We start from the raw sequence: 14,371 nt of genomic DNA on the forward strand, positions 1-14,371 counted from the left end.
TGCAAAGCAAGACAAGATGAAGTTTAAAAAGTGACATGAGTGTGCGCAGATGCTTTTGAAGATTATCCCTGCCTCTCGATGAATGCTAGTAATTTAAAGAATCCTGAACAGTATGATGAGTTTGTCTTAGCTTTGCAGAAAATATTGATCCGTTTTGCTATAAAAATGGACTCTTGTTTGGTGGCTGAAGAGGATGGTCACATTGTTGCAGCAGCTATTTTACAGCATCAGACGGTATCTATGCTTAACAATCTTCAAAATGGGGCGATCAAGCTTTTCCGTTTTATAAGTATTATTAGATTGTTCAAGTATTTTAACTTCGTTGAAGAGTCTGAAAGAAATATAGAAGATTCTGCAGAGTACGACTGGTACCTGATGATGTTGTCAGTGACTCCGGATTATCAAAGATAAGGGATAGGGATTCGCTTCTCGCTTGAACCCTTTGGTGGGAATCATCAACACTGTGAGGTCTTTTCAGACGGAGCAGGAAATTACCAAGGTCCTCAACACACTCACAGAGAATAATGGAAGCTTCGGAAAAAACCACAAAAATTGAGACCAATCAAGGAGATGAGATTCCTTCGAACAGTTTTCGATTTTTCAGCGTTATTTTATCGGGTGATATGGTTGTTAGTAAGGATACCAGTCCTATGTTCCTAATAAACGACGATGAAGTGGCTAGATATGCCCTGACAGTTAGACCGTTTGACCAATAATCTTGGAACGATTAGAGAAAAAATATCAATCTTAGCTGTCAAGTTAGTAAGGTCAGTGAAAATAAGGTTTTGGTAGTCTTTTTGGACACGACCTCTTATTATAATTCTTCCCAAGCCTTGTTCAATCTTTCTATTCTTTTATCACTGTTTGCTTTTATCTTTTTTTGTCATCATTGTCAGTGCTTTGTCAGGAATCGTCATTCGTCCCTTCATTCGAAATTATGAAAAGCAGCGACGTTTTATCACCATGCTGGTCATGAATTAAAGACACCGTTAGCTATTATTTCTGCTAATACGGAGCTACAGGAACTCATGACAGGGGAGAATGAATGGATCAAGTCAACTAATGACCAAGTGGCACGTTTGACTAATCAATTCTCTTGTGGCTTTATCTCGTCTGGAGGAGCAGCCGGACATTGTTCTTCAAAATGTGGATTTCTCCTATATTACAGAGGATGCAGCCGAGGACTTTAAGGGACCTGTCGTCCGAGATGGCAAATCCTTCGTTATGGATATCACTCCAGATATCCATGTAAAATCCGAGGGAAAATCTCTCTTTGAACTTATAACTCTCCTAGTGGATAATGCTAACAAGTATTGTGATCCAGAAGGAACGGTTACGGTAAGACTTCGTCAGATTGGAAGAACGTGTAAAAGGGCTCGTTTAGAAGTGTCAAATACCTATAAAGAAGGCAAGAAAATTGATTATGGTAAGTTTTTGAGCGCTTTTATCGTATTGATGAGTCTCATAATAACAAAGAGCACAGTGGTTTCGGCATAGGTCTATCCATGGCGCAAAGCATGGTCAAATTATTTAAGGGGGCGAATCCTTGCCTCCTATAAAAATGACACCATCACCTTTACGGTCATCTTGTAAACATATTTTTTTAATATTTGACTAGGTGAAAATCCTAATTTATGATAAAATAGTAAGGATGAAGATTTAGTGTTTGCTTTGCAAAAAAGAAACCATTTTCTTATCCAAATCGTCAAAAGGAGAAGGTCAAATGAGTTCCTTTGCAACCTTTAAAATGATGGCAACTGATGGATTAGAAATGATAAATCTCAGCTAAGAATCAAATCAGAAATATAATAGTTAATAGGGAGAAATCATGGCAGAACCAAAATACAAACGTGTCCTCATTAAACTTTCAGGTGAAGCTCTAGCTGGTGAAAAAGGTGTTGGGATCGATCTTCCAACCGTCCAAGCTATAGCTAAAGAAATTGCTGAGGTAGCGGATTCAGGTATTCAAATTGCTCTAGTTATCGGTGGTGGTAACCTCTGGCGTGGAGAACCCGCAGCTGAAGCAGGAATGGATCGTGTTCAAGCTGACTATACTGGAATGCTTGGGACAACTATGAATGCTCTTGTTATGGCTGACAGTTTGAAACAATTGGGTGTCGATACACGTGTTCAAACAGCGATTGATATGAAATCTGTGGCTGAGCCTTATATTCGTGGCCGTGCCCTTCGTCACTTTGAAAAAGGGCGTATCGTTATTTTTGCAGCAGGTATTGGTTCACCATACTTTTCAACAGATACAACGGCAGCACTTCGTGCCGCTGAAATCGAATCCGATGCCATCCTTATGGCTAAAAATGGTGTCGATGGTGTCTACAATGATGACCCCCGTAAAAACGCTGATGCTGTCAAATTTGACAAATTGACACATGTAGAAGTTATCAAGCGTGGTTTGAAAATTATAGATGCCACAGCTTCTACCCTTTCAATGGATAATGACATTGATCTTGTTGTCTTTAATATGAACGAACCTGGAAATATCAAACGTGTTATTTTTGGTGAACAAATTGGGACAACTGTATCTAACAAAGCAGAATTACGTAAATAAGAAAGAGAGAACTCATGACAAACGCAATTATTGAAAAAGCAAAAGAACGTTTTGCCCACACACACGAGTCATTGGCCCGTGAATTCGGAGCTATCCGTGCAGGTCGTGCCAATGCATCACTTCTTGACCGCATCACTGTGGAATACTATGGTGCTCCAACACCGCTTAACCAATTGGCTTCAATCACTGTTCCTGAAGCACGTGTTCTTTTGATTTCACCATTTGATAAAGGATCAATCGCTGATATCGAACGTGCCATCAATGAATCTGACCTTGGTATCAACCCAGCTAACGATGGCTCTGTAATCCGCTTGGTTATCCCAGCACTTACAGAAGAAACTCGTAAAGAGTTAGCCAAAGAAGTGAAAAAAGTCGGTGAAAATGCTAAAATCGCTATCCGTAACATCCGTCGTGATGCTATGGATGAAGCTAAAAAGCAAGAAAAAGAAAAAGAAATTACAGAAGATCAATTGAAAACTTTGGAAAAAGATATCCAAAAAGCAACTGATGATGCTGTTAATAAGATCGACAGCATGATAGCAGAGAAGGAAAAAGAACTCCTTACTGTTTAATCAATAGAAAATAAGGAGAGTGGGACAGAAAGCAAAAGAGCATGGAATATGTTAGCTTCCTTGTCCGACTCTATTTTTAGAGGAAAAAAGATGAATACACTACTTGGAACCATCATTACTGCACTAGTAACTGATGAAAATGACCGCTTTTACTTTGTTCAAAAGGATGGTGTGACCTTTGCTTTGGCTAAAGATGAGGGAGAACACGCCATTGGTGACATGGTGAAAGGTTTCGCCTATACAGATAGTAAGCAAAAATTACGTTTGACTCAAAAGGAAATCAAGGCAACTCGAGAATCTTACGATTGGGGAGAGGTCACTGATGTCCGAAAAGATTTAGGTGTCTTTGTAGACGTGGGAATTCCAGATAAGGAAATAGTTGTCTCTCTTGATGTTTTACCTGAACTCAAAGAGCTCTGGCCCAAGAAGGGGGACAAACTCTATATAAAACTAGATGTGGATAAAAAAGATCGTATTTGGGGGCTTCCTGCTGAACCTGAGGTCTTTCAACGCATAGCTGGTCCTGCTTACGATAATATGCAAAATCAAAAATGGCCAGCCATTGCCTACCGTCTTAAACTGTCAGGAACCTTTGTTTATCTGCCAGAGAATAATATGCTTGGCTTCATCCATCCATCAGAACGTTATGCTGAGCCGCGCTTGGGTCAAGTCCTTGAAGCGCGTGTGATTGGATTTAGAGAAGTTGACCGCACCCTTAACCTTTCTCTTAAACCACGTTCTTTTGAAATGCTCGAGAATGATGCACAGATGATTTTGACCTATTTAGAGAGTAACGGTGGCTTTATGGCACTTAATGATAAATCGTCACCAGCAGATATCAAGGCGACCTTTGGTATTTCTAAGGGACAATTCAAAAAAGCCTTGGGTGGTCTGATGAAGGCTAAAAAAGTCAAACAAGATCAGTTTGGAACAGAATTAATCGGTTAGGAGAAGGTATGAGAAAATCCTTTTATACTTGGCTGATGGCTCAACGTAATCCAAAATCAAATGAACCGGTAGCTATTTTAGCCGATTTGGCTTTTGAAGATTCAACCTTTCCTAAGCATACCGATGATTTTGAAGAAGTTAGTCGTTACTTGGAAGATCATGCTAGTTTCTCTTTCAATCTAGGTCAATTTGACCAGATTTGGGAAGACTATCTAGCACATTGATAGGGATAGGGCTTTACCATAGGTGTAACTGTTTTTTACAATTTTTTATTAAGTGGTTAGCATTTGAATTGAAATAAATTGTTACATTTTTTTTACAAATATCTCAGATGTTTTTCAATAAATCAGGGTTGTTACAACTAGTTAGTAATTGCATTAAAGAGCAGTAAGTCACAATTTTTTTGATGGAAAGTGTGGTATTATTGTAGATATTAAAATCATTAAAAAAGGAATGAATTATACATGTTATCAAAATCTAAAACTACAAAGGCACTTCTTTACTCGACTGCAGCACTTTCGCTTTTTGCTGCTAGTCACGTACATGCCGATGAAACTTCTCACTGGACAGCACGTTCAGTAGATCAAATCAAGGCAGATATCTCTGTAAATGATAATCAACAAACTTACACTGTTCAATATGGTGATACTTTAGGTAGTATTGTTGAAGCGATGGGAATCGATATGAATGTTTTGGCTAATATCAATGAAATTACAAACATTGACTTGATTTTCCCTGGAACAGTTTTGACAACAACATACAACGCCGATAATCAAGCAGTATCAGTTAAAGTTGAAACACCATCTTCAGAAACTTCTGACACACCTGTAGTAGCAGAATCTAACTTGACAACTAACGAAGTGACTGTAAATGGTCAATCTGTAGTAGCATCTGATTTGTCAGCTCCAGTTGAAACTGTTAGCTTGACAGCTACTCAAGCACCTGCTAAAGAAGAATCAACACAAGTTGTTTCAGAAGTAACAGAGGCTATCGCATCAGCATCAGATGCTCCAGCTTACGCAGATACTGAACAACCAGTTGCAGACGCTATTGATCATGTTACTTCATCAGCTGAAGAAACACTTGCAGAAGAGGAAGCTCCAGCAACTGAAACATCTGCACAAGCTGAAACAACTGAAGTAGCAGCACACCAAGAAGCAGCAACATCAAAAGCTGCATCAGAGGCACCAGAGAGTTCAGAAGCGCCAGAACAACCAGCAGCAACATCAGAAGCTGCATCAGAAGTGCCAACAGAACAACTAGCAGCTGCATCAGAAGCACCAGCAGAACAACTAGCAGCTGCATCAGAGGCACCAGAGAGCTCAGAAGCACCAGCAGAACAACTAGCAGCTGCATCAGAGGCACCAGAGAGCTCAGAAGCACCAGCAGAACAACTAGCAGCGACATCAGAAGCTGCATCAACTCCTAATACATATCCAGTTGGACAATGTACTTGGGGTGTGAAATCATTGGCTCCATGGGCTGGTAATAATTGGGGTAATGCTAAAGACTGGATTGCTAGTGCGCAAGCAGCTGGTCACTCAGTAGGTAAAACTCCAGTAGCCGGTGCGATTGCGGTATGGCCAAAAGATGGTGGTGGTTATGGTCACGTAGCTTATGTTACATCAGCATCAGGTGCAAATTCAATTCAAGTTATGGAATCGAACTACGCTGGTAACATGTCAATCAGTAACTACCGTGGTACATTTGATCCAACATCATCAGCGCATGGTGGTTCTGTATTTTATATTTACCCATAATGAGTATAACAAAAGCGATTCGGCTATTCCCGAATCGCTTTTATTTTATATAAATAATATATTCAGCCTGAGAAAATAATGGTGTTTGAAAAAAATTCTAGACTAAGGGGAAGTATTTTTATCCTTGTTAAGTTCATGTGACACCATTTATTTGGCGTTGAAAATCAACTTAAAAAAGGTAGAATGGTCTAGTAGATATTTTGGAGGAAATCATGTCTTATACGAATTTAAAGTTATTTGCTTTGTCGTCTAACCAAGAATTAGCAGTGACATCAGAAGCACCAGCAACTTCAGAAGCGCTAGCAACACAACCTGCATCAACAAATACACTTCCAACGGATCCAAATCTTCAACCACATGCTGAAGCTTTCCGTCAAGATGTAGCAGCAAAATTTGGTCTTACTAATATCGGTGGTTACCGTGAAGGTGACCCACAAGACCATGGTAAAGGACGTGCCGTTGACGTTATGGTACCAGTTGGTTCAGAAGTTAGTAATCAAGTCGCTCAATATGCTGTAGACAATATCGCAAATGCAGGTATCTCATATGTCATCTACAGACAACATTTCTACGCACCAGTAGATAATATCTATTGACCAGCCAATACTTGGAACCAAATGCCTGATCGTGGTAGCATTACTGAAAACCACTATGACCACGTTCACGTATCGTTCAATGCATAATTAAGAATTACAAAAAGTCACGCCTGGCGTGATTTTTTTGATATAATGGATAAAAATACTTAAGAAAGAGGAACTCTATTTGCAAGAGTATTCTGTTGAAATTACCCTAAATCACCCAGATGATGTCTTGTCGCTTTTTGGAACCAATGAGCGTCATTTAAAACTCATTGAAGAAAACCTAAATGTTATCATACATGCTCGAACAGAGCGTGTGCAAATCCTTGGGGATGACGAAGAAAGTGTCGAATTGGCCCGCTTGACCATTCAAGCTCTCCTTGTTTTAGTGGAACGAGGAATGCTAGTTAACACTTCAGATGTTGTCGCGGCCTTAACCATGGCTCAAGATGGTTCGATTGACAAGTTTGTCGCTTTATATGAAGAAGAGATTATCAAGGACAACAGTGGTAAGCCTATTCGAGTGAAGACCTTGGGGCAAAAGGTTTATGTTGATAGCATTAAAAGCCATGATGTGGTCTTTGGAATTGGTCCAGCTGGTACAGGTAAAACCTTTTTAGCGGTCACTCTTGCAGTCACAGCTCTTAAACGTGGTCAGGTTAAACGTATTGTTTTAACACGTCCGGCGGTTGAGGCAGGTGAAAGTCTTGGCTTTTTGCCTGGCGATCTCAAGGAAAAGGTAGATCCTTACCTTCGTCCCGTCTATGATGCCCTTTATCAAATTCTTGGCAAAGAGCAGACGACTCGCCTCATGGAACGTGAAATTATTGAGATTGCCCCTCTTGCTTATATGCGTGGTCGTACCCTCGAAGATGCCTTTGTAATCCTTGATGAAGCGCAAAATACAACCATCATGCAGATGAAGATGTTCTTGACCCGTCTTGGTTTTAATTCTAAGATGATTATCAATGGAGATATGAGTCAGATTGACCTTCCACGTCGTGTTAAGTCTGGTCTTGTCGATGCCATGGAGAAATTGAAGGGAATCAAGGCTATTGATTTTGTCCATTTCTCTGCTAGTGATGTCGTACGTCACCCAGTTGTTGCCGATATCATTAATGCTTATGAAAAAGATACACCTAAGTTTAATCTTGAGGAAAAATCAGAGGGATCAGACCAGGCTGAAGAAGTAGCATCAGGATTGACCGAATACCCAGTCATTGGTGCTGAGGATGTTAAAAAGTAAATAGATGAAAAGAGGTTTGAGAGTAAGTGTTCTCTACCTCTTTTGCTTTTCTAGTCAAGTAACAGATTTTCTCTCTATTTTTTTTCTAAAATAGTACTAAAGAATAGGCTAATTTAGAGGAAAGAAGTATGACTAAAGCCCAAAATGAAAGGTTGCTATTATTTTGGTTCTAGGTCTTATGGTGATAGTCTTAATAGCTATTAGAGGTGGAAGGTTTTGGAAGTATCAAGAGAACCATATTATAGACGGCACCTATCAGATGGTAAAATAGGAAGCTACTTTGGCATATTCAGATGAGTTGGTAAATTGGACTAAGCGGGGGAGAAGAGATAATGATACCTTACATAAAGAGTTTATAGTTGTTGAGAATATAAAATCTCAATTTTATTCTCTTTCTTATGGGGATGGGAAACCTTTTGTTTCACTAAAAGAATCTTGAGAAAAAGACTTATGAGAAAAGATCTAACGGCTTCGTAATAAATGTTTATGATATGGATGCCAATATTTCTTCTTGAAGAGTTTTTGAGCGTTTGGATTCGAGTGAAGCTGATGACCTTCATTTGGGTTATGAAAATGCATATAAATTTGTACTAGAGTATAGATTTGATTGGCGAACTGAAAATGATTATCTCAGCTGGCGTTGATAAGTAAACTGACCTAGTAGTTCTTTACTGTGTAGAATCATTGTCTAAAAAATTATAAAAAGACTTACAGTCTTTATGATAATTGTCAAATACTATTTGGTCATTTATTTTAGTACAATAAAACAGTAGACCAATAAAAAAGGAGATTATTATAAACCAGCAAGAGTGGATTGAGTACTTTGAATTAGTCAACGGTCGTAAACCAACTCCGGCAGAGTTATATCAAGCTCAAGCAACTGGCGAGTTTATACTTGAGCGACCTAACATTTTAAGCTCAAATGGACAAGTGAGGGAACAAAGGCCGACTAAGCCAGCTTAACTTGTGATTGCTATGACACAATAGCCTCAGTTTGCCCAAACAGCAGCAACTTTCCAACAAGTAGTGTCCCCTAAAAGAGCTATGTTTAAGAAAACTAAGATTATTTTGGTATCAGTCTTAGGATCCTTGACAGCGATTTTACTTATCGTTGATGGTTACTCAATATGGCGTTACTAATCAGGTAAGATTGCGGATGGAACATACGAGGTAGTAGCCTATTCTTAACGTAATGATGATAAAGATAAGATGGTAGACGCTTTTGATGATGTTTACTTTTACTCTTTTGTAGAAGTTAAAAATAATAATTCTAGATACTATACTTATCTTGAAGACAATAAATCATCTTACGTTAGCTTGTTAGAGTATGAAAGTGATATCCCTCAGAAGTTTGATCCATGGAACAAGACTCAGACAGAGGTTTTAACGGTTGAAGAGTTTGAATCTACTACCAAAGATTTCGTGAAGAAACTGTCTAAGGATTATTCATTCTACACTAAAGATGCTGCTAAAGAAGCTGTTGAAGAATCTGTAAAATCATATAAGAAATCTCTAAAAGAAAAACGTACTTACGTCAAAACAGGAAACGAGTATACTCTGTCTATTTATGACAAGGATGGAGAACTTCAATCACGTGTTATTTATAAACGTATGAGTAAGTGAGACGCTGAGGAGCGCTGGGATGACTATAAGGATGCCATCAAAGATTATAAGAAAGATTTGAAAAAATATAGTGATCAATATGATAACTACAAGGATCACTTTGATTATGGTTATGGCAGTGATTCTGAATCAGGCTCTAACGATAGCGATAGTAGCAAAAAAAGGAATTGATAAAATCTAATCAGTTAATTTCATAAATAAGTAAAGTGGTATTAGAAAGAGACTTGAGTTTCTAATCTGGTATTGCTTTTCTTTGTATGAAAATAGTCAAATAGCTTAAAAGTCTCTTTTCTTGTAGAATGGAAAGATCAATAAAAAGGGGACTTTTATGAACAAAAAATGAGTGGTTAGATTATTTCAAAACAATCAATAATCGCAAACTAACCGAAAAAGAAATTCAACAAGCTAAAGCGAACGGCGAATTTATAGCCTCAGAGCCTGTGTCAGAGAATAGTCAGCCACAAGTTCATGTGAGTGAGCCAGTAACTGAACAAGTGACACCAGTTGTGGCATCTAAAAAAGGCTTATCTAAGAAAGTTACAATCGTTATTGCTTCTGTTATTGGAGCAGATGTAATAATTTCACTTTCTTTTGGTGGTTATGCTTATACCTACCTAGAGGGAGGTGAAATCTTAGAAGAAAATTATCGATATTATGATAAGGACAAAAAAAGATGATTGATGGTATGAAATTCTATGAGAAAAGTAAGTTAAAAGACGGTGATTTTGTTAAAGTTAAAGGCAATCAGTTGAAATTTTATGAATATACCTTGGCTGGTGAGGTTAACTTGGATTGTGATACTGAAAAAGCTTTCCGTTTTGACAACTGGTCTATAACGCTCGAACTAACAATATCTTTGGTCGATTATACAAAAGTCGTTGAGAAAGCTGTAGATAATCATTATAAGGTGGACGAACATACCACTAAATCTGATATCGACGATAGTAAAAAGTTTATATTAAGTCTTATAAGGAATTTCATAAAGAGACAGTTCACTATAAGGTTAATAGCGATAAAATCAATGTCCTTACCTATGATAAAAAAGGCAAACTTTCAGAAGAAAAAATCTTTAAACGTCTAACAAAAGAAGAGAAAAAACTGGATTACGACTATGAGCGTGATGTTAGGGACGATAAAAAATTCTTTCATTCCTAGGTGAATATTAAAAGAGCAAAAATCAGCTAGTCTGGTTTTTTTAGTGTCCAAAACGTGCTATAATAAGATGTTATATCATCAGTGTTAGCCCATTTGTTAACACATGAAAGGAAATTAAAATGACAAAAACATTCTACATCACAACACCTATCTACTACCCATCTGGTAAATTGCATATTGGTTCTGCCTATACAACCATTGCTTGTGACGTCTTGGCACGTTACAAACGTATGATGAACTATGATGTCTTCTACCTTACTGGGCTTGATGAACACGGCCAAAAGATTCAACAAAGGGCTGAAGAAGCAGGAATCACACCACAAGAGTATGTGGATAGTATGGCTGTTGGTGTTAAGGATCTCTGGCAACTTTTGGATATCTCATACGATAAATTCATTCGTACGACTGATGATTACCATGAAAAAGTTGTTGCTCAAGTTTTCGAGCGTCTCTTGGAAAAAGGTGATATCTACCTTGGTGAATACTCTGGTTGGTACTCAGTTTCAGACGAAGAATTCTTCACTGAAAGTCAGTTGGTAGAAGTTTACCGTGATGAAGAGGGCAATGTCATTGGTGGTGTGGCTCCATCAGGACATGAAGTGGAGCTAGTGTCTGAAGAATCCTATTTCTTTAAACTCAGCAACTACGCAGACCGTTTGACGGCCTTCTATAAAGAACACCCAGAATTTATCCAACCTGATGGTCGTATGAATGAAATGCTTAAAAACTTCATTGAGCCAGGCTTGGAAGATTTGGCGGTATCACGTACAACCTTCACTTGGGGAGTTAAAGTACCATCAGATCCAAAACATGTGGTTTATGTGTGGATTGATGCCCTTATCAACTATATTACTGCCCTCGGTTATGGCCAGAATGAGCATGGTAATTTTGACCTTTTCTGGCAAAATGATAAAAACCACGAAATCATCCACATGATTGGTAAGGACATCCTTCGTTTCCACTCAATCTACTGGCCAATCATCTTGATGGCACTTGATTTACCATTGCCTACACGTCTTGTTGCTCATGGTTGGTTTGTCATGAAAGACGGTAAGATGTCTAAGTCTAAGGGTAATGTCATCTATCCAGAAATGTTGGTAGAGCGATTCGGTCTTGATCCCCTTCGTTACTACCTCATGCGTAGTCTTCCGGTCGGTTCAGATGGCACTTTCACGCCAGAAGACTATCTGGCCCGTATCAACTATGAGTTGGCTAATGACCTCGGAAACCTTCTTAACCGTACAGTTGCCATGATTAACAAGTATTTCGATGGTCAAGTACCTGCCTATATTGAGAATGTTACAGACTTTGATGCTGATTTGGCTAAGGTTGTTGCTGAAAATATCGAAGAGTTCCACAAACAAATGAATGCTGTGGACTTCCCACGCGCCCTAGATGCTGTGTGGAATATCATCTCACGTACCAATAAGTACATTGATGAAACAGCCCCTTGGGTACTTGCGAAAGAAGATGGTGACGAGGAACAATTGAGAGCAGTGATGGCTCACTTGGCAGCTAGCCTTCGTGTGGTAGCCCACCTGATCCAACCGTTCATGATGAGCACTTCAAATGCCATCATGGAACAGCTCGGATTGCCAGTGGTATTTGACCTTGAAAATCTTGAACTTTCAGGTTTCCCAGAAAATGTTACAGTTATTTCAAAAGGAACTCCAATCTTCCCACGTCTTGACATGGACGAAGAAATTGCCTACATCCAATCTCAAATGAACGCAGGCAAACCACAAGAAAAAGAATGGAACCCAGAAGAAGTCGAACTTAAATCTGAAAAAGACCAAATCAAATTTGAAGACTTTGACAAGGTTGAAATCCGTGTTGCTGAAGTTAAAGAAGTAGAAAAAGTCGAAGGTTCAGATAAATTGCTCCGTTTCCGTCTTGATACTGGTGACGGTGAAGACCGTCAAATCCTCTCAGGTATCGCTAAATTCTATCCAAACGAACAAGAATTGGTCGGCAAGAAACTTCAAGTCGTGGCGAACCTTAAACCACGTAAGATGATGAAGAAATATGTCAGCCAAGGTATGATTCTTTCTGCTGAACATGACGGTAAACTCACTGTCTTGACAGTAGATCCATCTGTTCCAAATGGAAGTGTGATTGGCTAACAGTAATTCTGTTTTATAGTATTTCCTTAAGTGGGAGTGGGAAAACGAATTGATTTTGAATGATAAGCCTTCTGTTCCATTCCTTATTTTGATTTCGTTGTATACCCCTACTCACCTAAGAGTAATGAAAAGAGATATTTTTAACATTAAAACGAGTTCAGTCGAACTCGTTTTTTTATACACTATATTTCAATAAATGTTTAATTTGTTCTACGTTTCCATCAGGTCCATAGGCATTAGGGTATCTGTTTAGTTTACTAATAGCATCAAGGTCTCCTTAGTGGTGGGTTAGTAAGCTATCTCGAATTTCTTCGATAAATGCTTGAATAATTGTAGATTGTTTTTGTTTATTGTTGGTTACAAAACCCAAAGTGTGCTTGGGACTATCCTTAAGTGGGATTAGGACAATCTGGTCCTTGATAAAACTGTTGACAATACCAAGGCCAGAAGCATAACTATCAGAGGAACATAGCAGATTCATGACACTGCCTCGGTCATTACTGTAGATAACTTGCTGGTCAGGCAGGACTTCTAGCGGATCCTCGGTGAGATGAATTCCAGAGCTTTCCTGACGAAAACGGACTTGTGGATATCCCTCTAAATCCTTGAGATTTAGAGATTTTTTCTTGGCTAAGGGATGTTGACGTCCCAAGAAAATCTTGGTTTCAAAGTCTCCAAGTGGGGTGAAAGTCAAATCCATGTGTTTGAAACTGCGCTCTAGGATGTGGACGTTATCTTCATCGAGATAAATAATCCCCAAGTCACTTTCGAAACTCTCTACGCTCTTGAGAATCTTTCTAGTTGTTGTTTCGATTAATTGAAATTCTTGATAATCACTACGGAAACGTTTGGCAATATGAGCCATGGGAAGTGACAAAAAATCATAGTGGTGACTGGCAATGGTGAACGATTTCTTAAAGGACTTGTGATAGCGTCCTTCTAGTAGATCTAGCTCCCTAAGGATACGTTTGGCGTATTTTAGAAAATCATGGCCATCATCAGTCAGTTTGGCTCCCGTATTGGAGCGCTCAAAGAGTAGAACTCCCAGTTCTTCCTCTAAATCACGAATGGATGCTGAAAGATTAGGCTGGGTCAAAAAAAGCTTCTTAGCAGCCTTACTAAATGAGCCTGTTTCAGAGATAGTCTGAACATAGCGACATTGTTGAAAATTCATAAGCAACCCCTTTTTAAAATATGATTGTGACCTATATTATAACAAAATGAGAAGTCTAATATCAGTAAAATCCTGATAGGAATAGATGAAGACCTGATATGAAATTTTTATAAAGTCAGATCTTATAGGAGTACTGATGGAATGCTGTATAAAGTGTCAGTTGCTAAGACGTCTAATGGCTTCCAATTTTTTAGGCCGAATGAGGAAGAGTACTATGGTAATCAGTAGCAACCAGAGAATGAAATACCAAATATTTGTAGCTGGAGCAGCCTGTGTCGCTTGTGACAGAAGGAAACTAGTAAAAATAACCAAAAAGTGCAGAACAATAAATAGTCCATCAGAGACTGCCAGTACGTAGATAAATAGCGGAAAAGAATATACCGATAGCCGAGGCATAGTAAACTTGAACCAGGGTTGCGTCTAAAGGTTGGTGGGTGAGATTTTCTAGACGAGCCAATCCAAAAAATCAGGATGATAAGAAGACGACTTCTAACACATGTTTTGGAGATCTAATCCTATTCTGGAAGGCGAGTTTAAGGGAGAGTACTTTTTTAAATGGAGAGGGAAAGAAAATAGAGCAGTACCTGCAAATAGATCTATCAGAAGGCGGACTAAATCTTTTCTTA

The 14,371-nt window shown here is 38.7% G+C and carries 13 protein-coding genes and 2 pseudogenes; 14 read left to right on the forward strand and 1 reads right to left on the reverse strand.

Features of this window, described 5'->3' with window-relative positions:
- Positions 1-39: 39 nt before the first annotated feature.
- The 14 genes and pseudogenes from NST05_RS10150 to metG all read left to right on the forward strand — a co-directional run bounded on the left by NST05_RS10150 (position 40) and on the right by metG (position 12,571).
- Positions 40-411 carry a GNAT family acetyltransferase gene (locus tag NST05_RS10150; protein WP_340725874.1) on the forward strand — a complete coding sequence of 124 codons (372 nt, stop codon included), beginning with the start codon at positions 40-42 and terminating at the stop codon, positions 409-411.
- A gap of 371 nt (positions 412-782) precedes the next feature.
- A pseudogene (locus tag NST05_RS10155) lies at positions 783-1,593 on the forward strand (sensor histidine kinase); the annotation flags it as partial.
- A 235-nt stretch (positions 1,594-1,828) separates the two neighbouring features.
- Positions 1,829-2,566, forward strand: coding sequence for a UMP kinase (gene pyrH / locus NST05_RS10160; protein WP_011225564.1), 738 nt, complete (start codon positions 1,829-1,831; stop codon positions 2,564-2,566).
- A gap of 14 nt (positions 2,567-2,580) precedes the next feature.
- Positions 2,581-3,138, forward strand: a complete 558-nt coding sequence (frr, locus tag NST05_RS10165; protein WP_002949868.1) for a ribosome recycling factor — start codon at positions 2,581-2,583, stop codon at positions 3,136-3,138.
- Positions 3,139-3,228: 90 nt separating this feature from the next.
- Positions 3,229-4,086, forward strand: a complete 858-nt coding sequence (gene cvfB / locus NST05_RS10170; protein WP_014608029.1) for an RNA-binding virulence regulatory protein CvfB — start codon at positions 3,229-3,231, stop codon at positions 4,084-4,086.
- An 8-nt stretch (positions 4,087-4,094) separates the two neighbouring features.
- Positions 4,095-4,310 (forward strand): YozE family protein, encoded by a 216-nt coding sequence (locus tag NST05_RS10175; protein ID WP_002944188.1) that lies wholly within the window; start codon positions 4,095-4,097, stop codon positions 4,308-4,310.
- Between the two features lie 240 nt (positions 4,311-4,550).
- Positions 4,551-5,846: a CHAP domain-containing protein gene (locus tag NST05_RS10180; protein WP_340743029.1), complete on the forward strand. Its 1,296-nt coding sequence runs from the start codon at positions 4,551-4,553 to the stop codon at positions 5,844-5,846.
- 266 nt (positions 5,847-6,112) lie between these two features.
- Positions 6,113-6,529: pseudogene (locus tag NST05_RS10185) on the forward strand (hypothetical protein); the annotation flags it as partial.
- 79 nt (positions 6,530-6,608) lie between these two features.
- Complete coding sequence (locus NST05_RS10190; RefSeq protein WP_100273302.1) at positions 6,609-7,670, forward strand: PhoH family protein; 1,062 nt, start codon at positions 6,609-6,611, stop codon at positions 7,668-7,670.
- 280 nt (positions 7,671-7,950) lie between these two features.
- The gene (locus NST05_RS10195; protein ID WP_179972693.1) at positions 7,951-8,109 is read left to right on the forward strand and encodes a hypothetical protein; all 159 of its coding nucleotides are present in this window, start codon (positions 7,951-7,953) and stop codon (positions 8,107-8,109) included.
- A gap of 770 nt (positions 8,110-8,879) precedes the next feature.
- The gene (locus NST05_RS10200; RefSeq protein WP_084828536.1) at positions 8,880-9,293 is read left to right on the forward strand and encodes a hypothetical protein; all 414 of its coding nucleotides are present in this window, start codon (positions 8,880-8,882) and stop codon (positions 9,291-9,293) included.
- A gap of 440 nt (positions 9,294-9,733) precedes the next feature.
- Positions 9,734-9,970 (forward strand): hypothetical protein, encoded by a 237-nt coding sequence (locus tag NST05_RS10205; RefSeq protein WP_023909436.1) that lies wholly within the window; start codon positions 9,734-9,736, stop codon positions 9,968-9,970.
- On the forward strand, positions 9,967-10,374 hold the full coding sequence (locus NST05_RS10210; protein WP_231910734.1) for a hypothetical protein: 408 nt from the start codon (positions 9,967-9,969) through the stop codon (positions 10,372-10,374). The genes NST05_RS10205 and NST05_RS10210 overlap by 4 nt, the downstream gene beginning before the upstream one ends.
- A gap of 193 nt (positions 10,375-10,567) precedes the next feature.
- Complete coding sequence (gene metG, locus NST05_RS10215; RefSeq protein ID WP_340743030.1) at positions 10,568-12,571, forward strand: methionine--tRNA ligase; 2,004 nt, start codon at positions 10,568-10,570, stop codon at positions 12,569-12,571.
- Positions 12,572-12,848: 277 nt separating this feature from the next.
- Here the strand turns inward: metG and NST05_RS10220 are convergent, their stop codons facing one another.
- Positions 12,849-13,745: a LysR family transcriptional regulator gene (locus NST05_RS10220; protein ID WP_064355426.1), complete on the reverse strand. Its 897-nt coding sequence runs from the start codon at positions 13,743-13,745 to the stop codon at positions 12,849-12,851.
- Positions 13,746-14,371 lie beyond the last annotated feature (626 nt).

Origin of the sequence: Streptococcus sp. FSL E2-3494 (assembly GCF_038007085.1) — a bacterium.
Taxonomy (GTDB): Bacteria; Bacillota; Bacilli; order Lactobacillales; family Streptococcaceae; genus Streptococcus; species Streptococcus thermophilus.